Raw genomic sequence first — 22,197 nt, forward strand, 5'->3', positions numbered from 1 at the left:
CAGGCGTGGCCGCGACCGGCACCGGGGAGGGAAACGATGGGCATCACGGCCGAGGAGAGCAGCCGGTTCGCGGCACTGCTCGACAGCCGGGCGGAGCGGTTGGTCGAGCGCTGGACCGAGGTCGTGGCAGCCTCGCTACGGGGGCGGATCACCGAGGCGGAGTTGCGCCAGCAGGTGCGGGAACTCCACCGGGCGCTGGGCGCCGCGCTCGGAGACGGACAGTTCGACCTGGCGGCCGAGGCGGCGGGGGGACTGCGGGCCACCCTCGCGGAGATGTCCCGCCGACGGGCACAGCAGGGCTTCACCGCCACCGAGACCGCGGTCAGCGTCTTCTCGCTCAAGGATGCCCTGGTCGACGTACTGGACATCGCCTCCGGCAACAAGGAGGCGCTGGCGGACTACGTAGCCGCGTCCCGGGTCGTCGACGAGCTGGGGCTGTTCACCTTCGAGCGGTATGCCCGGTCCCGGGAGGAGCTGATCGCCGACCAGGCCGAGCAGCTGCTGGAACTCTCCACCCCGGTGGTGAAGCTCTGGGAGGGTGTGGTCGCCATCCCGCTGGTCGGCACGCTGGACTCGGCGCGGGCCCAGGTCGTGATGGAGCGGCTGTTGCAGACCCTGGTCGAGACCGGCTCGCCGTACGCGATCATCGACATCACCGGTGTGCCGGCGGTGGACACCCAGGTGGCGCAGCACATCCTGAAGACGGTGGTGGCCGCCCGGCTGATGGGTGCCGAGTGCATCGTCTCCGGCATCCGACCGCAGATCGCCCAGACCATCGTGGCGCTCGGCATCGAGTTCGGGGACATCGCCACCAAGGCGACCCTGGCCGACGCGCTCCGGCACGCCCTGCGCATGATCGAGAAGTCCCGGCGGAGCAACGGCACCGGCGTGGCCGGCACCGCCCGGGGTGCCTGATGGACCGGGTGCCGGTCCTCAAGATCGGTGACCTGCTGCTGGTCTCGATCCAGGTCGACATGGAGGACCAGACCGCGCTGACCCTGCAACAGGACCTCTCCGACCGGATCGTGGAGAGCGGCTGCCACGGGGTGATCATCGACATCACCGCGATGGACATCGTCGACTCCTTCGTCGGCCGGATGCTCTCCACGATCGCCGCGATAGCCCGGGTGCTCGACGCCGAGACCGTGGTGGTCGGGATGCGCCCGGCCGTCGCGATCACCCTCGTCGAGCTGGGCCTGTCGCTGAACGGCATCCGGACCGCCCTCAACGTCGAACGCGGCATGGAACTGTTGGCCAGGTCCCGGCAGGACCGGCCGGGCAAGGGTACGGGCGAGGACTCCGACAGCGCCTGGATGCTCGCCCTCGCCCTCGGCCCCGACTCCGACCACTCGACAGCGACCACGCCTTGACCGCCGGCCCGGAGCTGGGCACACCGCAGCTCGTGACGATCAACGCGGACGCGGACGTGGTCCGGGTCCGGCAACTCGTCCGGACCGCCGCCGTCGCGGTGAAGTTGTCCCTGGTCGACCAGACCAAGCTGGTGACCGCCGCCAGCGAGCTGGCCCGGAACACCCTGGTATACGGCGGTGGCGGTGGCGCCGAGGTGAGCGTCGTGGACAGCGGCCGACGCAAGGGCATCCGGATCGTCTTCTCCGACGACGGCCCCGGGATCGCCAACCTGGAGCTGGCGCTCACCGACGGCTACACCTCCGGTGGCGGGCTGGGACTGGGGCTCGGCGGTGCCCGCCGGCTGGTCGACGAGTTCGAGGTCGACACCGGTGCCGGCCGAGGCACCCGGGTGACCGTCACGAAATGGGCGCGGTCGATGTGAACGACGACGACCGGCTCGTCGACGAGGGCGTCTGGTTCCAGGTCGACGACCCCGGTACGGTCGGCACCGTCCGCCGGGCCGCCGAGTCGCTCGCCCGCCGGATGGGGCTCGACGACGTCCGCGGCGGTGCCCTGGCCATCGTGGCGGCCGAACTCGCCAGCAACCTCGTCAAGCACGCCGACAACGGACTGCTGCTGATCCGGCCGGCCCGGGCTGGCCGGGTGGCCGGGGTGGAGCTGATCGCCGTCGACTCCGGCCCGGGGATGGACGACGTCGTCTCGTCGACCCGGGACGGCCACTCGACCGCCGGTTCCCTGGGCATCGGGCTCGGCGCGATCGGCCGGCAGTCGAGCTGGCTCGACGTCTACTCGCTGCCCGGCCGGGGCACGGTGACCGCCGCCCAGATCTGGCCGGCCGAGGCACCGGAACCCGCCGACGTCGCCGGACTCACCCGGCCGATGAGCGGCGAGCAGTCCTGCGGTGACGGGTTCGCCACCCGGACGGCCGAGGGCCGGCGGCAGGTGCTGGTCTGTGACGGGCTCGGGCACGGGCCGCTGGCGGCGGTGGCGGCCCGAGCCGCCGTACACGCGTTCCACCTGGCCCCGGCGGCGCCGCCGGCAGCGGTGCTGGAGCACCTGCACCGGGCGATCAGCCACACCCGGGGCGCCGCCGCCGCCGTCGCGGAGCTCGACCCGGCCGCCGGGCTGCTCCGGTACGCCGGGCTCGGCAACATCGCCGGCACCGTGCTGTACGACGACGACCGGCGCGGCCTGGTCTCGATGCCCGGCATCGTCGGTCACCAGCGGCGGACCGTACGCGAGTTCGACTACCCCTTCCCCGCCGACGCGTTCCTGGTCATGCACAGCGACGGGGTGACCGACCGCTGGCGGCTCGCCGACTACCCCGGACTGCGCGTCCGCTCGCCACAGGTGATCGCCGGCACCATCCTGCGGGACGCCGCCGTGCGCCGCGACGACGCCTGCGTCCTGGTCGCCCGGGCCACGCCGTGACGCCGGAGCGGGAGACGACCGAGCAGACTCCGGCCGCTCCGGCGCTGCTCCGGCTGACGCTGCGTGCCGAGTCGGACGTGTTCCTCGTCCGGCAGCGCGGCCGGGAGGTCGCCGCCGCCGTCGGCCTGGAACACCAGGACCAGGTACGCCTCGCCACCGCGCTCAGCGAGATCGGCCGGTATCTGGTGGTCACCCTGCCCACCCCGGCCCGCGCCGAGGTGGCCTTCTCGGCGGCCGTCGACAGCACACCGCCGACCCTGGTCACCGAGGTCAGCGCGGTACTGCCGGCCGGCACCTCGGAGCGGACCCTGGCCGGGGCCCTCGTCGTCGGACGGCTGGTCGACACCTTCAGCATCACCCCGGACGGCGAGACGACGCTGATCCGGATGACCCGACGGATTCCCTCCACCGCCAACCCGCTCACCCCGGACCGCCTTGCCGTGATACGCGACAACCTGAACGCGTCGGCCGCCAGTACTCCGCTGGAGGAGATGGCCGAGCAGAACGAGCAGCTCCTCGCGGCCCTGGAGGAGACCAGGGCGCAGCGCGACGAACTCGCCCGGCTCAACGACGAACTCGCCGAGACCAACCGGGGGGTGCTGGCGCTCTACACGCAGCTCTCCGAGGAACTCGACGAGACCAACCGGGGTGTGGTGGCGCTGCACGCCGAGTTGGAGGACCGATCCGTGCAGCTGCGGGCGGCCAGCGAGGCGAAGAGCCGGTTCCTGGCCAACGTCAGCCACGAGCTGCGGGCGCCGGTGACCGCGGTGATCGGGCTGACCCGGCTGCTGCTGGACCCGGCCTCCGACCCGCTCACCGCCGAGCAGCGGGAGCAGGCCGAGCTGATCCGCAGCTCCGCCGCCGACCTGCTGTCGCTGGTCAACGATCTGCTCGACCTGGGCAAGGCGGAGGCGGGCGCGATCGAGCCGAACTGGTCCGACGTCGAGCTGCGGGCCGTCTTCGGCCAGCTCCGCGGCACGGTACGCGCGATGGCCACCCGCCCCGAGGTCGCCCTGGTGGTGGTCGACCCCGAACCGCCGGCACTGATCCGCACCGACGAGGTGCTGCTGACCCAGGTGCTGCGCAACCTGCTGCACAACGGGCTCAAGTTCACCGAGCACGGCGAGGTCCGGATGACCGCCGAGGTCGACGGTGCGGAGTGGACCATCCGGGTCCGGGACACCGGGATCGGCATTCCCGCCGAGCTCCAGGAGCGGGTTTTCGAGGAGTTCTACCAGGTGCCGGGCCGTGGCTCGCCGAGCGGCGCCCGGGGCACCGGCCTGGGGCTGCCGTACGCCCGGCGGCTGTCCCGACTGCTCGGCGGTGACCTCCGGGTGACCAGCGAGCCCGGCGGCGGGAGTGTCTTCACCGTCCACCTCCCGGTGAGTCCGGCACCGTGAACGGCCCGGAACCGGTCGGCACCGACGCGACCATCCTGGTGGTCGACGACAGCGCCGCCAAGCGCTACCTGCTGGTCAGCTGGCTCAGTCGGGCCGGTTTCACCGTCGTGCAGGCCGACAGCGGCGGCGCCGCGCTGGACCGGATGGAGCGCGACGACATCGACCTGGTCGTCCTGGACGTCCGGCTCGGCGACATGAGCGGCTTCGAGGTGAGCGAGCGGATCAAGTCCGATCCGCGGTACGCCTCCCGGCCGGTGATCCACGTCTCGGCACACGCGGTGAGCGTCGCCGACCGGGCACAGGGACTGACCCGGGGCGCGGACGCGTACCTGGTCGAGCCGATCGAACCGGACGAGCTGATCGCCACCACCCTGGCCGCACTGCGCTACTACCGGGCGCGGAGCCGGGCCGAACTGCTGGCCACTCGACTGGCCAGGCTCGCCGAGACCACCCTGGCGGTGAACGCCGCACCCTCGCTCGCGGCCCTGTTGACCGCGGCGGCCGGCGGGGCGGCCCGGATCTTCGGCACCGGGGCGCTGGTCGCCGGGCAGGACGCCGACGGCCGGGGCTGGGCGGCGGCGGTCGACGAACCAGGCGGCCGGGTGACGGTCGAGGAGTGGACCCCCGACCTGCGGGCGGTGCCGGTCGGCGTCGCGACGCGCACCGAGCCGCCGACCAGTTGGCCGGTGCCGGCCGGTTGGCCGGTGCCGTTCGATCCGGCGGTCCCGGTCCGGGTGGCCACCGCGCGGCTCCGGCCCGACCGCCCGGCGGTGCAGGTGGGGGTGCCCGAATCGGCACTGGCCACCGAGTCGGCCGTACTCGGCCAGCTGGTGCAGGCGGTGGCGACGGCGGTCGAGGCGCAGCGCTCGTACGACGAGGAGCACCGGATCGCGGTGACGCTCCAGCACAGCCTGCTGCCCCGCCGGCTGCCCACGGTGCCCGGTCTCGACCTCGCCGTCTGCTACGAGCCGGCGAGCGCGCAGACCGAGGTCGGCGGCGACTTCTACGAACTGGCGATGATCGACGGCCGGCTGGTCGCCGCGATCGGTGACGTGGCGGGGCACTCGCTGCACGCGGCGACGGTGATGGCCGAGGTCCGGCACGCCATCCGGGCGTACGCGGTGGAGCGGCACCCGCCCGGCGCCATCCTGGAACGGGTCGACGAACTCCTGCGGACCCTGCTGCCTGGCGAGTTCGCCACGATCTGCCTGCTCACCCTGGAACCCGAGACCGGCCGGATCCGGCTCGCCAGTGCCGGGCACCTGCCGCCACTCGTCGTCACGGCGGACTCCACCGAGTACGTCGAGCACCGGGCGCCGCTGCTCGGGGTCCGCGCCGACCGCCCCGACGACCTGGAGTTCGTGCTGCCGCGCGGCGCCACCCTGGTGCTCTACACCGACGGGCTGGTCGAGCGCCGGGACGTCGACCTCGACCGGCGGCTCGACGACCTGGCCGGGGTGGCCGCGGCGGTCGACTCCGACCTCGACGAGTTCTGCTGGCGGCTGCTGGCCGAACTCAGCCCGGCCGAGGTCAGCGACGACATCGCCGTGGTGGCACTGCGCCTGCACTGAGCCGGCGGCCTGGCCTCTCGCCGGCTACCTCGCTTCCCGGCTGATCCGCCCCCACTCCCGGAGGGCGGCCGGCTCCCACCTGGCATGCTGTCGGTGGAAGAGCCGCACGGCGCGGATGCCGCTCCAGCCCTTCGGCAGCAGTTCCTCGGGTAGGGCGGGGTCGACCAGGGCGAGCAGGCGCCAGGCGTGGACGAGTCGGGTGACCCGGACGATCGGGTCGGCCGATGGCTGCCGGCTGAACTCGGCGATGAACCCCTCGTACTGCCGGTCCATCTCGTCGAGGTCCCACGCCTCGCGGACCATGGCCGGCAACTCGCCACCGGCCACGTACTCGGAGAGGAAGATCCGGGACTGTTCGTGTGCCCCGGCGTCGCGCAGGATGTCCTCGGCCTCCTTGACCCGGCCGGTGTGGGTGCTCACCCACACTCCCGGCGACGGTCGCCCGAAGCCGGCCCAGCGCAGCCGCGTGTGCAGCAGATGCCGGACCGCACGGTCGGACTCCGGCACCCGGGCGACCACGACCAGCCAGCGGCGGTCCCAGTGCGGCTGGGTGGCGGTGAACCCGAAGATGCGCGAGGCGCCGAGGGCGAGGAACTGGGCGAATGCCGGGCTGAGTTGCCACCAGGTGTAGCGACCGTCGCGGCGCGGGACGAGCCAGCCGTCCCGGGACGCCCGGCTCAGGGCCTGCCGGCAGGCGTCCTCCTCGACACCGAGGCGACCCAGGACGTCGATGAAGGCCGAGGTGGGCGCCGGCTGCCGGGCCGGCCGTACGTAGTCGCCGAGGACAGTGATGAGCAGTCCGCGTACCCCGCCGGTGCCGGCGGCGTACCGGCGCGAGATGACGAACCGCTCCTCGGAGGCGTTACCGAACCGGGCGGGAGAGGCTCTGCTCTCCAGCGGTTCAGGCATGCCCGTCCTGCTCGGCGGAGATCGATCCGCGAACCACCGGGCGAGGGCGCATCAGTGCATTCTAGGGGTTACTACCCAGCACCACCTCCTCCCCCGGTGCCGGACACCGGTCCGTCGACGGTCGTTCGCGACGCGAACGCTCGTACCCCTTGCGGCCATGGCTCGATTCTGGCAATACTCATTTGCCACTGTCAATTGATGGCGATCTCCGAAACCGAATCGACCACCGCCGCCGCGACGCCGCTCGTTGGACATAGACATCGCTCGTCGTCATCTAGATGTCCAACGAGATATGACACCGAGGGGAGGTTGGAGCGAGTGCTGCGGCAGCACGGCGACGACTCGCGCGGGCGTCGGCGCACCATCGCCATCCGTCCACCACCGACCTACAAGTCAGGGAGGGGCCATGCGCCTACCTCGGTTCCGATTGCTCGTCGCGGCCCTGGTGCCGCTCGCCACGGCCGCCGGCGTCAGCCTGCTGCCGGTGACCGGGGCGGCCGCCGCCGGTTGCCAGGTCAACTACTCGGTCGGCTCCCAGTGGGCCGGCGGGTTCACCGGCAACGTACGGGTCACCAATCTGGGCGATCCGCTCTCCGGCTGGACACTGACCTGGTCGTTCAGCGCCGGCCAGCAGGTGACCCAGGCCTGGAACGCGACCGTCAGCCAGAGCGGCGCACAGGTGACCGCCCGCAACGTCGGCTGGAACGGCAGCCTCGCCACCAACGGCAGCACGAGCTTCGGCTTCAACGGCTCGTGGAACAACAGCGGAAATCCCCCACCGTCCAGCTTCGCGTTGAACGGGGTGGCCTGCGACGGCAGTACCCAACCGTCGCCGAGCGGACCGCCGACCAGCGGCCCGACCACCCCGCCCACCACCGGCCCCACCACCGGTCCGACCGGCGGTCCGCAACCGGCCCGCTCGATGGGCTTCATCGGCTGCTCGATGGCGGAGAACGTCGCTCAGGGCTACGTCGCGATCGGTGGGCAGCGCATGTGGGGCCCGTACGGCACGGGAGGCATGGTCGTACAGTCCTGGACGGACACCAACTCCAGTGCCTGGCGGCTGTTCGACCAGCAGGCCGCCAGGTACGGCCGGCCGACCGCCGTCTGGGTGCAGATCTGCATCTTCTCCCAGAACGGGGCGACCTATGACGAGGTCAAGCGACTGATCGCCAACGCCCGCCAGCACGCCGCGCCGGGCGCGACGATCATCATCAGCGGTCAGCCGCTCTACGACGCCGGGCAGACCTGCTTCCTGGCCGGCGCCAACGGTCCACAGCTGACCGACAGCCTGGCCCGGCAGGCCGCGGCCGACTCCTCGCAGAACGTCAGCTACCCCGGCACGTTCCGGCTGCGCAGCAACGAGGTCTCGGACGGCTGCCACGCCAATACCGCCGGTCAGCAGTCGCTCGGTCGACAGGCCCTGGGGTACTGGGGCTAGCAGCCCGTTCCGTTGTCGCCCAACCGGCAGCCGCCGGGGCGGCCGGATGCGTTCGGGCCCACCCGCCGACGTCCGCCGCACGTGCCCACCCATCGTGCGGCGGGCGTCATCCCCGGGGGCAGCCGTTCGCCCCGGCGGACGTGGTCGACGCAGGCTGGCGACTCCTGCGGCCACCCGAACCTGTCTGACGAAGTCACCGGAACGACGTTTGACAACTTCATAAACTGCCGGAATTGATGTGTCATACGCTGAAACGGCAGGTGGCGCTGTTTCGACATCGAGCTCGGGAGGCCGGACCCGGGTCAGCGGGAGCTGGCCGGTGTCGGGTACCGGTGGCGGGCCCGCCACAGCCAGCCGACGTCCCGGCCGAAGGACCAGCAGAGCAGCGCCAGCGCCAACCCGACCGAGGCGTACGCCAGGGTGCCCGGGAGCACTCCGGAACTCGCCACCGCCAGCACGATCCCCTGCATCGCGGCGACTGTCTTCCGGGAGAACCGGTGCGGCAGGGCCGCCCGCAGCCACGGCAGCGCCCAGGCAGCGGCGACGAAGGCGTACCGGAGGGCGCCGATGGCCAAGACCCAGGCGCCGAGAGACTGGGCCAGATAGCCGCTCAGCACCAGGATGAGGAAGGCGTCCACCTCCATGTCGAACCGGGCGCCCAGCGCGGAGGTGGTGCCGGTGCGCCGGGCGACCTGACCGTCGACCCAGTCCAGCGCCAGCGCCACGGCCGCCACGGCGACCAGCAGCCCGACCGGGACCGGCGACCGGAACGAGGCGGCGACCAGTGCGGTCACCCCGCCGACCAGGATCGCCCGGGCCAGGGTGACCTGGTTGGCCGCGCCGAGCGCCAGTACCCCGGAGCGGCGCATGCCGTAGCCGAGCAGCAGCCAGGTGACGACCGCGTACGCCGAGCCGGCCAGCCAACCGGCCGACCCCAGCCCGACCGTCGCGGAGAGGGCCGCCAGCAGGACGAACTGGGCCGCCAGCCCTACCGCCAGCCCGTCCAGCACCGCCGCCGTGGCCAGCGGCACGGGTACGGCTCGACCGTCGTGCAGCGGCGCGGATCCGGCCCGGTGCCGCACGGGACGCAGTCGGACCAGAGTGTTTGCGATCGGGTGATCACTGACAGTCAACGTTCCTCCGTCACGGTTTGGCACGATCCACGCGCCGCGTATCGTTGCCGCTGCCCACCCCCGTGGAAACGGAAAACACGAGCGTTCGGTTCACCGCAGCGGCAAAGGAGTTGATGGCAGTGCGTGCCAGGGCCTTCTGGCTTGCCGCACCCGGCCGGGGCGAGATCCGCCCGGTCCCGCTGGCGCCGCCCGGTGCCGGCGAGGTGCTGGTCCGCACCCTCCACTCCGGGGTGAGCCGGGGCACCGAGACGCTCGTCTTCGCCGGCAAGGTGCCACCGAATCAGTACCCGACGATGCGCGCCCCACACCAGGACGGCGACTTTCCCGCCCCGGTCAAGTACGGCTACCTCAACGTCGGCCTGGTCGAGGAGGGGCCGGCGGAACTGGTCGGCAGTACGGTCTTCTGCCTCTACCCGCACCAGACCCGGTACGTCGTGCCGGCGTCCGCGGTCACCGTCGTACCCGATGGCGTGCCGGCGGCCCGCGCGGTGCTCGCCGGCACCGTGGAGACCGCGGTGAACGCGCTCTGGGACGCCGCGCCGCTGGTCGGCGACCGGATCACGGTGGTCGGCGCCGGGATGGTCGGCAGCGCGGTTGCCGGGGTGCTCGCCCGGTTCCCCGGCGCCCGGGTGCAACTGGTCGACGCCGATCCCAACCGGGCGGGCATCGCCGCCGCGCTCGGTGTCGACTTCGCGCTCCCCGCCGACGCGACCGGCGAGCGGGACCTGGTGGTGCACGCCAGCGCCAGCTCGGCCGGGCTGACCCGGGCGCTGGAACTGCTCGCCCCGGAGGGAACGGTCGTCGAACTGAGCTGGTACGGCGACCGGCCGGTCAGCGTGCCGCTCGGCGAGAACTTCCACTCCCGTCGACTGGTCCTGCGCAGCAGCCAGGTCGGCACGGTGTCACCGAACGTACGCGGACGCCGCACCTTCGCCGACCGGCTGGCGCTCGCCCTGGAGCTGCTCGCCGATTCTGCGTTCGACGCCCTGCTGACCGGCCCGTGCGACTTCGAGGAGCTGCCGGAGATCTTCCCCCGGCTGGTCAGCGGGGAACTGCCCGCCCTGTGCCACGTGGTCGACTACGGTAACCCGACCGCCGACCTGTAGCTGCGGCCGACCGGCCGAGCGGGAAACACCCAGGAGGAGAACCCTTGTTCAGTGTCACCGTCCGTGACCACATCATGATCGCGCACAGTTTCCGGGGCGAGGTCTTCGGCCCGGCACAGAAGCTGCACGGGGCGACATTCGTGGTGGACGCCTCGTTCCGCCGTCCGGAGCTGGACGCCGACAACCTGGTGGTGGACATCGGACTGGCCTCCGCGCAGTTGGCCGAGGTGCTCGGCGACCTCAACTACCGCAACCTGGACGACGAGCCGTCGCTGGCCGGGATCAACACCTCGACCGAGGCGTTGGCCCAGATCATCGCGGACCGGCTGGCCGAGCGGGTGCACGCCGGCTCGCTCGGCGCGGGGGCGCGCGGGCTGACCAGGATCAGCGTCACCCTGCACGAGTCGCACATCGCCTGGGCCAGCTACGAGCGGGCACTTTGACGGTACCGCCCCCGGTCCCGCCGGCTCTGCCGGTCCCATCGCCCGACGCCCGGACCGACCGGACCGGCGAGGGCGGAGCCGGGACGGCGTACGTGGTGCTGCCCGGGGACATCGACGACCCGGCTGCGCCGAGCGGCGGCAACCACTACGACCGCCAGGTCGTCACCGGGCTGGGCCGGCTGGGCTGGCGGGTGCGTGAAGTCGCCGTGCCGGGGAGCTGGCCCGAACCGTCCGGAGCCGAACGGGCGGCGCTGGCCGCGGCGCTGGACGGCGTACCGGACGGCGGGGTGGTGCTGCTGGACGGGCTGGTGGCCTGCGGCGTACCCGAGGTCGTCGGACCGGCCGCCGAACGGCTCCGGCTGGCGGTACTGGTGCACCTGCCGCTCGGCGACGAGACCGGGCGGCCGCCCGAGGTGGCGGCCCGACTCGACGATCGGGAACGGCAGACCCTGCTGGCCACCCCGGCCGTCGTGGCGACCAGCGCCGGGACCGGACGCCTTCTGGTGCGGCGGCACGGCCTGCCGCCGTCGCGGGTGCACGTCGTACCGCCCGGGGTGGCGGCGGCGCCGCTGGCACCGGGCACCGACGGGATCTCCGGGCTGCTCTGTGTCGCCTCGGTCATCCCCCGCAAGGGGCAGGACGTACTCGTCGAGGCGCTGGCGACGATCCCCGAACTGCCGTGGCGTTGCCGCTTCGTCGGGCCGGTGGACCGCGATCCGGAGTACCTCGACAGGCTGCACCGGGCGGTCGGAGCGGCCGGGCTGACCGACCGGATACGGTTCACCGGCTCGCGCGGCGGAACCGAGCTGGCCGCCGAGTACGCCGCCGCCGACCTGCTGGTGCTGCCCTCCCGGGCCGAGCCGTACGGGATGGTCGTCACCGAGGCACTGGCCCGGGGCGTTCCGGTGCTCGGCAGCGCGGTCGACGGGTTACCGGAGGCGGTCGGCCACACACCCGACGGCGTCGTACCCGGGCTGCTGGTGCCGCCCGGTGACCCGGCTGCGCTGGCCGGGGCGCTGCGGCGGTGGTTCGACGAGCCGGAGCTGCGGCACCGGCTCCGGGCGGCGGCCCGGGACCGCCGGGCCGACCTGCCCGGCTGGGACGTCACCGCCGCCCGTCTGGCCGAGGTGCTGGCGGGCCTGGCCCGGCGGACAGGACCACCCGGCGCCCCGGACCGGCAGCCACCGCCGGGTGCCGACCCGGACCGGCAGCCACCGCCGCCGGACGACAGGCGGTCGCGACCAGCCGGCGACCCGGAACAGCACCGGCAGCCACCGTCGGGTGGCGACGATGCGGTGGGAGAGGTGCAGAGGTGGGCAGCAGGGCCGAGGAACGGCACGAGGCGCTACGGCGAGGGGACGGCATGACCGGGCAGCACGACGAGCGGAGCGGACGGACCGAGGGTGCTGGCGGGGAGGACGATTCGCCGTACAGCCTGGCCTGGCTCGGGCTGCGGGAGCCGGCCGACGCGCGGGCCCGGTCGGCCGAGCTGGTCGAGGCGCTGCCCGCGCTGCTGCCCGAGGGCGGCCCGACGGTGATCCGGGACCTGGGCTGCGGCAGCGGCTCGATGGGCCGCTGGCTCGCCGGCCGGCTGCCCGGCCCGCAGCACTGGGTGCTCTACGACCGTGAAGCCGGGCTGCTCGACCACGCCCGGGAGCACCTGCCGCGCACCGCCGCCGACGGCTCGCCGGTGAGCGTCACGGCCCGGGAGTGCGACCTGACCCGGCTGACCGCGGACGACCTCGCCGGGGCGTCCCTGGTCACCGCGTCGGCCCTGCTCGACCTGCTCAGCCTGGCCGAGGTGGAGCGGCTCGTCACCGCCTGCGTGGACGCCGGCTGCCCGGCCCTGTTGACCCTCTCCGTGCTGGGTGAGGTGGAACTCTCCCCGGCCGACCCGCTCGACGCCGAGATCTCGGCCGCCTTCGACGCGCACCAGCGGCGCAGTAGCGGCGGTCAGCTGCTACTCGGCCCGGACGCGCTGGAGGCGACCGCCGAGGCGTTCCGGCGGCTCGGCGCCCAGGTGCGGGTCCGGCCCAGCCCGTGGCGGCTCGGTCCGGCCGAGGCGGAGCTGACCGCCCGCTGGCTGCGCGGCTGGATCGCCGCCGCCGTCGAGCAGCGGCCGGAACTGGCCGCCCCGGCGGCCGGCTACCTGGAGCGCCGGCTCGCCGCCGCGACCGCCGGCGAACTGCGGGCGGTCGTCGGGCACGCCGACCTGCTGGCCACGTACGGATGAACCCGATCCGGACCGCGCACCACGTCCGGATGAACCGCAGCCCCGGTTGCCTCGTATCACTGCGAGAACCGATCGAAGGAGGGGCGCGGATGTACGGGTCGAGGACGGCACTGCGGGACGTTCCGGCGGACCGGGTGGCGTCGTGAGGCGTACGTTCTGGGCCTGGGCCAGGGTGCTCGGCGGCGCCGCGATCCTCGGCTTCCTGCTGTGGCGGCTCGGCACCGGGGCGTTCCTGGACGGGCTGCGGGTCATCGACGCCGGCACCCTGCTCGCCGCGCTCGGGATCGGGCTGCTGACCACCGTGTTCAGCGCCTGGCGCTGGTGCCTGGTCGCCCGGGGGCTCGGCATCCGATTGCCGCTGCGCCGGGCGGTCGCCGACTACTACCGGGGGCTCTTCCTCAACGCGGCCCTGCCCGGCGGCGTACTCGGGGACGTGGACCGGGCGGTCCGGCACGGCCGGGACACCGACGACGTGGGCCGGGGCGTCCGGGCGGTGGTCCTGGAACGTTTCGCCGGGCAGCTCGTGCTGTTCGCGGTCGGCGTGCTGGTGCTGGCGGTCGCCTATCCGGTGCCGCTGGCGGCCGGGTCCGGCCTCGGTCCGACCGGGTGGCTGGTCGCCGTGGCCGTGGGGGTGGCCGGGCTGCTCGGCCTGGCCGGCTGGCTCCGGCTGCGCTCCCGCCGCCCCGGCCGGCCGCCCCGCCCGGAGGCGCTCCCGGCATCGGCCTCACCCCTCGGCCCGGCATCCGGCTCGCGCCTCGGCCGGGCCTGGCGCAGGAGTGTCTCCGACGTACGGCTCGGGCTGCTCGCCCGGAACTGCTGGCCGGGGATCGTGCTCTCGTCCGTCGTCGTGCTGGCCGGGCATCTGGGCACGTTCGTCGTCGCGGCGCGGGCCGCCGGCTCGTCGGCGCCGCTGACTGAGCTGGTCCCGCTGATGCTGCTGGCCCTGATCGCGATGGCGCTGCCGCTGAACGTCGGCGGCTGGGGCCCCCGGGAAGGCGTCACCGCCTGGGCCTTCGGCGCCGCCGGGCTCGGCGCGTCGCTCGGCCTCACCGTCGCCGTGGTGTACGGGGTGCTCGCCTTCGTCGCCAGCCTGCCCGGTGCCGCCGTGCTGCTCGCCCGCTGGGCCGCCCGGTTCGGCACGGTCGGCAACCGTGCGCTGCTCCGGCTCCGGCTGTCCCGGGCGGTCGCGTGACCGGCGGCGGAGCCTGCCGCCCGCCCGCCACCGGTCCGGCCGGTAGCGGCGGTACGCCGTGCTACGGCGGAGCCCGCCGCTCGCCCGCCACCCGTCCGGCCGGTCGGCCCGACCGGGTCGGTCGGGCCGGTGCGGCGTGCTCAGGTCCCGGCGAACCGTTCGGAGAGCGCGTAGCGCAGCAGCACCACGTCGCCGATCTGGCAGACCTCGGCCAGCTCGGCCCGGCGGTCGGGCCCCCACGGGAAGCGGCCGTCGCCGACGAACCGGGGCGCCCGGGAGTCGCCGACGAAGAACGGGGCGACCACCAACTGCAACTCGTCGGCCAGCCCGGCGGTGAGGAACTGGGTATGTATCGTCCCGCCCCCCTCGACCATCAACCGGGCCACCCCGCGAGCGTGCAGGTCGGTCAGCACCAGTTCGAGGTCGACCGGGTCGCCGCCGTCGACCACCGTCGCCACCTCGCCGAGCCGCGTCTGCGCCTCGTCCAGACCGGTGCTGGCGCAGTAGACGAGTTTGTCGATGTCGCCGGTGCCGAAGAAGTGCGCGGTCGGGTCCAGGTCGGCCCGGCCGGTCACGGTCACCTTCACCGGTGTCGGCCGCAGTCCTCGGGCGACCCGCTCCGCCCGGCGCTCCGGCGACCGGACCAGCAGTCGCGGATTGTCCTGCCGGACCGTACCCGCGCCGACCAGGATCGCGTCGCATTCCGCCCGTACGGCATCCACCCGGTCGAAATCGGCATCGTTGGACAGCAGCAGCCGGTTTCCCGTGGCGTTGTCCAGGTAACCGTCGATTGACATGCCGCAGCTGAGCAGTACGTACGGCCGGTCGCCCACTGGTTGCACCTCTCCGTCGATGAACAGCCCGCGCGGTGGCCCAGTCTTCCGCACCGTCGGCGCCCGTCCCCGCCGACCTCGCCCCGGTAGCCGCCAGGTGGCCCGCATCGGATGACCGCGCACCGGGTACCAGCCTGCACGGTCTTCCAATGCGTCGGCGGGCGGACCCCCGGCCGAGGCACGCCAGATCGTCAGGGCTCTGAGGCACCCTAGATCGTCAGGGCGCACGCACCCCGACCCCAAGAGGGAGAACTGATGCCGCACACACCGCCCCAGGTAACCACCGCCGAGGCTGCCGAAACGCTCACCGCGCTCGGGCCGGTGCCCCCGGCCACCGTCCGCCGGCAGGTGACCGTACCGCTACGCTTCGGCGACGGCTACACCGCGACCGCGAGCGTGTTCACCTTCGACGGCCTGGTGGACGGCCGCGAGCACCTCGCTCTCGGCCTGGGAGACTGGCGGGACAGAATCGACCAGACCGTCGAGGGCACCCCGATGCCGCTGGTGCGCCCGCACAGTGAGTGCATGACCGGTGACGTCTTCGGCAGCCAGCGGTGCGACTGCGGCCCGCAGCTGCGGGAGGCGGTCGAGCGGATCAGCGAGCACGGCGGATTCCTGCTCTACCTGCGCCAGGAGGGCCGGGGCATCGGGCTGTACGCGAAGCTCGACGCGTACGCGTTGCAGGACGTGGGACTGGACACCTACGAGGCCAACGTGGCGCTCGGGCACGGCGAGGACGAGCGGGACTACACCGTGGCGGCGCAGATGCTGCGTACCCTCGGCGCCGAGCGGGTCGCGCTGCTGAGCAACAACCCCGACAAGGCGGAGCAGCTCGACCGGCTCGGCGTACGGGTCGCCGAACGGATCCCCACCGGGGTGCACCTCTCCGCCGCCAACGCCAGATACCTGAAGACGAAGGCCAACCACACGGCGCACACCATCGACCTGCCCCTCGCCGACTGAGCCGGCGGCCTCCCGTGGGTGCGGGACCGGCGGTTCAGACGACCGGGGCCCGGTCGAGGTCGGTGATGTCGATCTCGTGCCGCTCGAACAGCTCTTCGAGGGCGTCCGGGCCGTTCTCCTCGGCGTAGTCGGCCTCGGACTCGCTCACCGGTACGGCGAGCAGCCAGGCCACCGTCCGGCCGCCGACCACCGTCGAGCCGAACTCCCGCTCCCACAGGTAGGGGTCGGTGAGGAAGAGGTGCGGGAACCGGGTGTCCGGCAGGTGCATCCGCAGCACCTCCCGGAAGCAGGCGCCGGGCTCCGGTTCCCAGCCGTCGTTGATCCAGAAGAACGCGGCGGTGCTCAGCGCCTCGGCGAACCGGGGGTGCAGCGCCGAGTCGGCGACGGCGAGCAGTTCGACGCCGAGCGGCGGGTCGACCTCCCGGGGGACGACCAGCTCCGACAGCCCGATGGTGCAGTACGCCGTGACGTCCGGCCAGGGGTGGTCGGTGGAGTGCAGGATCGCCACCTTGCCGGTCCCGTCGGCGTCGAGGTATTCGACGACCCGGGGGCTGCCGCCGAAGACCGCCGCGACGGTCTTCGCGATCACCTTGTTCTCGTTGCTCACGTTCGGCATGTGCTCACGGCCCCAGGTAGTCGTCCGTACGGTCCTCGCCCGCGCGGCCCCGGTTCGACGATGGTAGCTCCGGCCGGTAGTGGTCCGGGTTGTTGTGCTCGTCGAGGAACTCCTTGCGGCTGATCCGCCGCCGACGCGCGCTGGCCTGGTGCTTGCGGAACTCGTACCCCGGCTTGTGTCCCATGTCCCACCGCCCGAACCGGCGGATGACCCTGCCGGTGAGCGGGTCCCGGACCTTGCCGTCCGGGCCCTTGTTCGCCTTCCACACCTTGTCGCGCAGGCCCCGGCGGAAGGTCTTCGGCCGGCGGTAGGGATCCCGGCGCAGCTTGGCCCGCACGCTCCTGGCGACCGGTGGCAGCGGTTCGCCGTCCTTGACGACCGCCCGCAGCGACCGCATGACGCCCTTGGCGGCGGCACCGGTCAGCCGGCGCCGCCCCGGACGTCTAGCCATTGACGATCTTCATGATCGCCTCGTTGAGCAGCCAGTCCAGGGCACGGCGGCACGCCTCGCGCAGCGCCGCCGCACCGGCGGCGGCCAGCCCGCCGGTGGCGATCGCCGCCGCTATCGCCAGCACGGTCAGGGTGGCCTGGGCGATGATGTTGATCTTCAGTGCCAGCACGATGGCGGCGCAGGTCATCAGGCCGGCGCCGACGATGTCCGCGCCGGACGCCCCGCCGGCCAGCCGCTGCGCCGGGGCGGCGTCCCGGGTCCAACTGGTCCGGAACACGTCGGCCAACTCACCCCGGCCCGCCGTCCAGACCTCGGCCGCCGCACCGTTGGCGGCGGCCACCTGCGCGTCGAGCTGGCCCGACAGGCCGCTCCAGGCCCGGCCCAGCTCCAGCAACTTGGTCTCGTCGCTCTCCGGCCACCGGAAGCCGATGGTGGACAGCAGGTCCACCAGGCTGGACGGCAACTCGATCCCCACCACGGGCCCCCTACGGTCGTGTCCACCCCTGGCTGTCCAGCAGTGCGCTCGCCTGTGCCCTGCTCTCCGCGTCGGCCTCCTCGAAGAGGAACGCCGCGGCGTCCAGCCGCTCGGCGTAGTCGTCGATCGTGTCGAGGTTGGAGCTGTAGCAGTTCATCACCATGGCGTGCGCGCCCTGGTAGACGTCGGCGATCGCCGCACCCAGCTCGTCGTTCCCCCACGGCGCGCCGACGGAGTCCAGCCGCCCCTGGAAGGCGCCCAGCAGGGCGTCGGTCCGCTCGACCACTCCGATGAGCCGCCCGGCGGAGTTCCGCAACCCGTCCGGGGAGACCTCGGTGGTGCTCACCCGGCCCGCCGTTCGATCCGGGCCATCGCGTCGGTGAGCGAGTCGGTGATCGCCCGCATGCTCCGCATGCTCTGCTCGCGTACCTCGCGCAGTTGTTCGGCCAGTACCGCCGGATCGACCGCGCCGGCCGCGAGCAGCGCGTCGTCGTGGTCGCGGGCGGTCTGCCAGGCCTGGTTGAACGCCCTGGTGAGCCCCTCGGCCAGCTCGGCCGGGCGGATGCCGGTCACCTCGTCGTCCAGCCGGATCTCCGCCACCTGCCCGTCGGCGGCCAGCCGCACCCGGACCCGGCCGTCGAGGGCGCTGCCGGAGGCTTCCCGGTTCGGCTGCTGCCGGTCGCGGGCCGCGTCCGCCTCACGCTGGACGGCCTCCATCAGCCGGTCGATGTCACCCAGCACGTGCCACAGATCTGACAAGCCACGCCTCCCGCCGTCGCGCAGACGGTGGAGCCACGGCGCGCGCTGCCTCCACCCGAACCTCAACCTAACGGCCCATCGATACCGGGGCAATCATCGATCCCGGCACTCCGCAGGGAGCCGGCGCCGGCCCGGACGCTACCCTCCGGCTTCGGGACGCCCCGGCTCGCGGCCGGGCCCCGCCGGGCTGCACCGACGGCCCGAGACGACGAAGGGAGACGGGCCATGCTTGTCGACTGGCCACTGGACCGGCTGCGCGACTACCTACCCGAACGGGACGAACCAGGCGACTTCGACAACTTCTGGGCAGACACCCTCGGCCAGGCACGGGACGCGGCCGGCCCGGCCAAGTTCGAGCCCTACGACGCCGGGTTGTCCACCGTGGAAGTCTTCGACGTCACCTTCTCCGGCTTCGCCGGACAGCCCGTCCGCGGCTGGTTCCTGCTCCCCCGGCACAGCACCGGCCGGCTCCCCTGCGTCGTGGAGTACATCGGGTACGGCGGCGGGCGCGGGCTGCCGCACGAGTGGCTGACCTGGAGCGCCGTCGGCTATGCCCACCTGGTGATGGACACCCGGGGCCAGGGCAGCAACGGCTACCTGGTCGGCGACACACCGGACCCGGACCCGTCCGGCCTGCCGCAGACCCCCGGCTTCATGACCCGGGGCATCACCGAGCCGGCCACCTACTACTACCGCCGGGTCTTCGCCGACGCCGTCCGGGCGGTGGAGACCGCCCGGGAACACCCCCGGGTCGACCCGGACCGGGTGGTGGCGGCCGGCACCAGCCAGGGCGGCGGGATCAGCATCGCCGTCGCCGGGCTGGTCGACGGGCTCGCGGCGGTACTGCCGAACGTGCCGTTCCTCTGCCACTACCGGCGGGCCACCGAGATCACCGACGCCACGCCGTACCAGGAACTGGTGACGTACCTGCGGACGCACCGCAACGGTGTCGAGCAGGCGTTCCGCACGCTCGACTACTTCGACGGAGTCAACTTCGCCAGCCGGGCGAGCGCGCCGGCGCTCTTCTCCGTCGCCCTGATGGACGCGGTCTGCCCGCCGTCGACGGTCTATGCCGCCTTCAACCACTATGCGGGGCCGGACAAGGACATCACCGTGTGGCCGTACAACGGGCACGAGGGCGGGGCCGGTTTCCAGTTCCCCCGGCAGGCCGAACTGCTCCGCCGGCTGTTCGGGGATGGCTGACCGCTCTCCGGAGACGGCTGACCGCTGTCCGGCGACGGCTGACCCGCGGAGCGGCGCCGCCGGGGCGGCCACCGGCTACGGCGCCGCCTTCGACCGGCTCTTCGCCCGGGGCAGCGCGGCGGTGCTGGCCGGTACCCACTACCGGGACTCGCCCCCGGTCGACGGCGGCCGGTGGGGGCTGTCAATCGTGCTGCCGCCGGATCCGGAAAGCACCGTCCGGCTGGCCGCGGTGACCGCCGAGGCGCTCGCGGTGGCCGGCCCCGGACACTGGCCGACCGGCTCGCCGGCGGCGGTGCACCTCACGGTACGGGCGCTCGAGGCGCACCGGAGCAACGTGCCGGAGGGCGACCCGCTGGCGGTCCGGGCGCGGCGGCACTGCGCCGGGCGACCGCCGCCGGCCCACCGGTACGCCTGGCGCTGCGCGGCCTGACGCTCACCCCGTCCGGCGCGATGGCCTGCGGGTACCCGCTCGACACGGCGGCCGACGACTTCGCGGCGCGGCTGGCCGCCGAACTCGGCGACGACGCCTGGTTCGAGGCCGACTTCACCCGGGACATCTGGTACGCCACCCTGGTCCACTTCACCGGGCCGGTGCCCGACCCGGCCGCCCTGGTCGACTGGGTCGCCGCCCGCCGCGACGCCGACCTGGGCGACACCGTCGTCGCGGCGGCCGAACTGCTGCGCTTCCGGTTCGACGGACGCCAGCCGGTCCGGGTACCGCTGGCCCGCGCCCCCTTCGCGACCAGCACCCGATAGCCGGGAACCGGCGGCGGGAGTCGGTCCGGCACGGACCGGGCAGGCCGGCCCCGTCGCCGCCGGAGTCACCGGGCCCGGCATCCTCTGCCGGCCTCGGGGCCGCGCCGGAGCCGACCGTGGCCGTATGATTACCCGGCTTCCCGACCGGTCGCAGCCGACCCGTCCGCAGCACGGTCGACGACGACTGTCAGATCCACGTCCGTCCCTTTTGCTCCGGCCGCCCGGAGCGAAACGATGGTCCGGAAGTCACGGGAGGAATCGATGGACTCCGACAGCGCCGACCCTGGACGCCCGGCGGAGCCGCTGCCGGCCGAGTTCGGCTCGGCCGAGCGGGCCACCGACCATGGCGACGGCCGGACCAGCCGGTTGTCGCCGGTGCCGACCTCGCCGAGCCTGGTCACCGACTCGGTCATCGCCCGGCCGTTGCAGGAGCGCATGCGCTCCTCCGGGGACGAGCCGATCGGCGTGGTGATCGAGCTGCGTACCCGGTACCTGGGCGGGGTGCGCCGGGCACAGTCCCGGGTGACCGACCTGATCCGGCAGGTCGCCGACGCCGGCACCCCGGTCTGGCCGATCGGCTCGTACGTCAGCAGCGCCCTCACCGCCGCCCAGATCCGCGCCCTGGTGGCCGCCGACGCCGAGGAGGCCGAGGAGGTCGCCCACGAGCAGGCGGAACTGGAGGCCGGACTGGCCGAGCAGGCGCCGCGCTCCGGCCCGACCGCCGAGGAGTCTCCGTCGACCGTCACGGCCGGGCCGGCCCCACGCTCGGCGATTCACCGGATCTGGCCCAACTTCGAGGTCCAGCCGCTCACCCACCGCTCGGTGGTGACCACCAAGTGCCAGGCGGCGCACCGGGCCTTCAACGCGTACGGCCAGGACATCGTCTGGGCGGTGCTCGACTCCGGGATCGACGAGGAGCACGCGCACTTCCAGCGGCACGGCAACCTGGCCCTGGCCCCGCCACTGGCGCACCGCAGCTTCGTCGGCGACAGCGACGCGGACGCGACGAAGGACCGGGCCGGACACGGTACGCACGTCGCCGGCATCCTGGCCGGCGAGCAGCTCGTCGGCGAGGACGAGAGCCCGCTGACCGCCGCCACGTTCTACCAGCCGGACGCGGGCGACCTGCGTACCGAGCGGCTGCGGCTGCGGGCGATCAGCGGGATGGCGCCGCGCTGCCGGCTGCTCTCCTGCAAGATCCTCCGGGACGACGGATCCGGCGACATGGCGGCGGTACTCGCCGCGCTGGAGTACATCCAGGAACTCAACGACTACGGCCGCGAGCTGCTGGTGCACGGGGTGAACCTGTCGGTCGGGTACCCGTTCGACCCGACCTGGTTCGCCACCGGGCTCAGCCCGGTCTGCCGGGAGGTCAACCGGCTGGTGCAGTCCGGCGTGGTGGTGGTCGCGGCGGCCGGCAACACCGGCTACGGCTACGTCATCGACGCCGGTGGCCGGCGGATGCGGACCGCGTTCGACCTGACCATCAACGATCCGGGCAACGCCGAACTCGCCATCACGGTCGGCGCCACCTCCTGCCGGCCGCACGCCTCCGGCGTCTCCTACTTCTCCTCCAAGGGCCCGACCGGGGACGGCCGGGCCAAGCCGGACCTCGTGGCACCCGGCGAGCGGGTGATCAGCGCCGGTACCGGCCGGCTACTGGACCAGGCGCTGACCGGCGTGCCCGGCGCGACCTACGTGGAGAACTCCGGCACCTCGATGGCGGCACCGCACGTCTCCGGGGTGGCGGCGGCGTTCATGTCGGTCCACCAGGAGTTCATCGGCCGCCCGCACCGGGTCAAGCGGGCGCTGCTCGACTCCGCCACCGACCTCGGTCGGGACCCGTCGTTCCAGGGGCGCGGGCTCGTGGACGCGATGCGGGCCCTCCAGTCGGTCTGACCCGTCGACTCG

Annotated in this window: 24 protein-coding genes and 1 pseudogene; 17 read left to right on the top strand and 8 right to left on the bottom strand. The window is 73.3% G+C overall.

The genetic code is table 11. The annotated features are described in order from the left end of the window. The first annotated feature begins 36 nt into the window (after positions 1-36). Genes O7626_RS25960 through O7626_RS25985 form a run of 6 tightly spaced genes read left to right on the top strand, consistent with a single transcriptional unit; the run spans position 37 to position 5,773 of the window. Positions 37-915 (top strand): STAS domain-containing protein, encoded by an 879-nt coding sequence (locus O7626_RS25960; RefSeq protein WP_278063701.1) that lies wholly within the window; start codon positions 37-39, stop codon positions 913-915. Then, entirely contained in the window at positions 915-1,370 is a 456-nt protein-coding gene (locus O7626_RS25965) for an STAS domain-containing protein (protein WP_278063702.1), read from the top strand. The genes O7626_RS25960 and O7626_RS25965 overlap by 1 nt, the downstream gene beginning before the upstream one ends. Then, positions 1,367-1,792, top strand: a complete 426-nt coding sequence (locus tag O7626_RS25970; protein WP_278063703.1) for an anti-sigma regulatory factor — start codon at positions 1,367-1,369, stop codon at positions 1,790-1,792. The genes O7626_RS25965 and O7626_RS25970 overlap by 4 nt, the downstream gene beginning before the upstream one ends. After that, positions 1,774-2,802, top strand: coding sequence for a SpoIIE family protein phosphatase (locus O7626_RS25975; protein ID WP_278063704.1), 1,029 nt, complete (start codon positions 1,774-1,776; stop codon positions 2,800-2,802). Before O7626_RS25970 ends, O7626_RS25975 begins: the two co-directional genes overlap by 19 nt. Further along, on the top strand, positions 2,799-4,202 hold the full coding sequence (locus tag O7626_RS25980; protein WP_278063705.1) for a sensor histidine kinase: 1,404 nt from the start codon (positions 2,799-2,801) through the stop codon (positions 4,200-4,202). Before O7626_RS25975 ends, O7626_RS25980 begins: the two co-directional genes overlap by 4 nt. Further along, on the top strand, positions 4,199-5,773 hold the full coding sequence (locus O7626_RS25985) for a fused response regulator/phosphatase (RefSeq protein WP_278063706.1): 1,575 nt from the start codon (positions 4,199-4,201) through the stop codon (positions 5,771-5,773). The genes O7626_RS25980 and O7626_RS25985 overlap by 4 nt, the downstream gene beginning before the upstream one ends. A 24-nt stretch (positions 5,774-5,797) precedes the next feature. On the opposite strand, the gene O7626_RS25990 is transcribed toward O7626_RS25985, so the two are convergent. Beyond that, entirely contained in the window at positions 5,798-6,682 is an 885-nt protein-coding gene (locus O7626_RS25990) for a PaaX family transcriptional regulator C-terminal domain-containing protein (RefSeq protein WP_278063707.1), read from the bottom strand. A gap of 406 nt (positions 6,683-7,088) precedes the next feature. Between O7626_RS25990 and O7626_RS25995 the strand changes: the two are divergent. Further along, positions 7,089-7,577: pseudogene (locus O7626_RS25995) on the top strand (cellulose-binding domain-containing protein); the annotation flags it as partial. 848 nt (positions 7,578-8,425) lie between these two features. On the opposite strand, the gene O7626_RS26000 reads toward O7626_RS25995, so the two are convergent. Then, positions 8,426-9,256, bottom strand: coding sequence for a CDP-alcohol phosphatidyltransferase family protein (locus O7626_RS26000; RefSeq protein WP_347404812.1), 831 nt, complete (start codon positions 9,254-9,256; stop codon positions 8,426-8,428). Positions 9,257-9,369: 113 nt separating this feature from the next. Here O7626_RS26000 and O7626_RS26005 point away from each other — a divergent pair, with 113 nt between their 5' ends. The 5 genes from O7626_RS26005 to O7626_RS26025 all read left to right on the top strand — a co-directional run bounded on the left by O7626_RS26005 (position 9,370) and on the right by O7626_RS26025 (position 14,230). Then, positions 9,370-10,362 carry a zinc-binding alcohol dehydrogenase gene (locus tag O7626_RS26005; RefSeq protein ID WP_278063708.1) on the top strand — a complete coding sequence of 331 codons (993 nt, stop codon included), beginning with the start codon at positions 9,370-9,372 and terminating at the stop codon, positions 10,360-10,362. A gap of 44 nt (positions 10,363-10,406) precedes the next feature. Beyond that, positions 10,407-10,805 carry a 6-carboxytetrahydropterin synthase gene (locus tag O7626_RS26010; protein WP_278063709.1) on the top strand — a complete coding sequence of 133 codons (399 nt, stop codon included), beginning with the start codon at positions 10,407-10,409 and terminating at the stop codon, positions 10,803-10,805. Next, positions 10,802-12,172 carry a glycosyltransferase family 4 protein gene (locus O7626_RS26015; RefSeq protein WP_278063710.1) on the top strand — a complete coding sequence of 457 codons (1,371 nt, stop codon included), beginning with the start codon at positions 10,802-10,804 and terminating at the stop codon, positions 12,170-12,172. Before O7626_RS26010 ends, O7626_RS26015 begins: the two co-directional genes overlap by 4 nt. Continuing rightward, positions 12,118-13,038 (top strand): class I SAM-dependent methyltransferase, encoded by a 921-nt coding sequence (locus O7626_RS26020; protein WP_278063711.1) that lies wholly within the window; start codon positions 12,118-12,120, stop codon positions 13,036-13,038. The genes O7626_RS26015 and O7626_RS26020 overlap by 55 nt, the downstream gene beginning before the upstream one ends. Positions 13,039-13,180: 142 nt before the next feature. Continuing rightward, positions 13,181-14,230, top strand: a complete 1,050-nt coding sequence (locus O7626_RS26025) for a lysylphosphatidylglycerol synthase transmembrane domain-containing protein (protein WP_278063712.1) — start codon at positions 13,181-13,183, stop codon at positions 14,228-14,230. A gap of 140 nt (positions 14,231-14,370) precedes the next feature. Here the strand turns inward: O7626_RS26025 and O7626_RS26030 are convergent, their stop codons facing one another. After that, positions 14,371-15,063 carry a dihydrofolate reductase family protein gene (locus O7626_RS26030; RefSeq protein WP_278063713.1) on the bottom strand — a complete coding sequence of 231 codons (693 nt, stop codon included), beginning with the start codon at positions 15,061-15,063 and terminating at the stop codon, positions 14,371-14,373. Between the two features lie 321 nt (positions 15,064-15,384). On the opposite strand from O7626_RS26030, the gene ribA reads away from it, so the two are divergent. After that, positions 15,385-16,026 carry a GTP cyclohydrolase II gene (gene ribA, locus O7626_RS26035; protein WP_278066318.1) on the top strand — a complete coding sequence of 214 codons (642 nt, stop codon included), beginning with the start codon at positions 15,385-15,387 and terminating at the stop codon, positions 16,024-16,026. 34 nt (positions 16,027-16,060) lie between these two features. Here ribA and O7626_RS26040 read toward each other — a convergent pair whose 3' ends face one another. From O7626_RS26040 to O7626_RS26060, 5 genes are read right to left on the bottom strand one after another with little or no spacing between them, the layout of a single operon-like run. Next, a complete protein-coding gene (locus tag O7626_RS26040; protein WP_278063714.1) occupies positions 16,061-16,633 on the bottom strand; it encodes a suppressor of fused domain protein in 573 nt (190 codons plus the stop codon). 13 nt (positions 16,634-16,646) lie between these two features. Beyond that, positions 16,647-17,093, bottom strand: coding sequence for an HNH/ENDO VII family nuclease (locus O7626_RS26045; RefSeq protein WP_278063715.1), 447 nt, complete (start codon positions 17,091-17,093; stop codon positions 16,647-16,649). Beyond that, entirely contained in the window at positions 17,086-17,568 is a 483-nt protein-coding gene (locus O7626_RS26050; RefSeq protein ID WP_278063716.1) for a hypothetical protein, read from the bottom strand. Before O7626_RS26050 ends, O7626_RS26045 begins: the two co-directional genes overlap by 8 nt. A gap of 10 nt (positions 17,569-17,578) precedes the next feature. Beyond that, on the bottom strand, positions 17,579-17,914 hold the full coding sequence (locus O7626_RS26055; protein WP_278063717.1) for a type VII secretion target: 336 nt from the start codon (positions 17,912-17,914) through the stop codon (positions 17,579-17,581). Next, the gene (locus O7626_RS26060) at positions 17,911-18,327 is read right to left on the bottom strand and encodes a YbaB/EbfC family nucleoid-associated protein (RefSeq protein WP_278063718.1); all 417 of its coding nucleotides are present in this window, start codon (positions 18,325-18,327) and stop codon (positions 17,911-17,913) included. The genes O7626_RS26055 and O7626_RS26060 overlap by 4 nt, the downstream gene beginning before the upstream one ends. A gap of 225 nt (positions 18,328-18,552) precedes the next feature. Between O7626_RS26060 and O7626_RS26065 the strand changes: the two genes are divergently transcribed. The 4 genes from O7626_RS26065 (at position 18,553) to O7626_RS26080 (ending at position 22,185) form a co-directional block, all read left to right on the top strand. Further along, positions 18,553-19,530, top strand: a complete 978-nt coding sequence (locus tag O7626_RS26065) for an acetylxylan esterase (RefSeq protein WP_278063719.1) — start codon at positions 18,553-18,555, stop codon at positions 19,528-19,530. Then, the gene (locus tag O7626_RS26070) at positions 19,523-19,960 is read left to right on the top strand and encodes a hypothetical protein (protein WP_278063720.1); all 438 of its coding nucleotides are present in this window, start codon (positions 19,523-19,525) and stop codon (positions 19,958-19,960) included. The genes O7626_RS26065 and O7626_RS26070 overlap by 8 nt, the downstream gene beginning before the upstream one ends. A 20-nt stretch (positions 19,961-19,980) precedes the next feature. After that, complete coding sequence (locus tag O7626_RS26075; protein WP_278063721.1) at positions 19,981-20,286, top strand: hypothetical protein; 306 nt, start codon at positions 19,981-19,983, stop codon at positions 20,284-20,286. A gap of 261 nt (positions 20,287-20,547) precedes the next feature. Beyond that, entirely contained in the window at positions 20,548-22,185 is a 1,638-nt protein-coding gene (locus O7626_RS26080; protein ID WP_278063722.1) for a S8 family peptidase, read from the top strand. The last annotated feature ends 12 nt before the right edge of the window (positions 22,186-22,197 follow it).

The organism is Micromonospora sp. WMMD1102 (genome assembly GCF_029626265.1).
Lineage (GTDB): Bacteria > Actinomycetota > Actinomycetes > Mycobacteriales > Micromonosporaceae > Plantactinospora.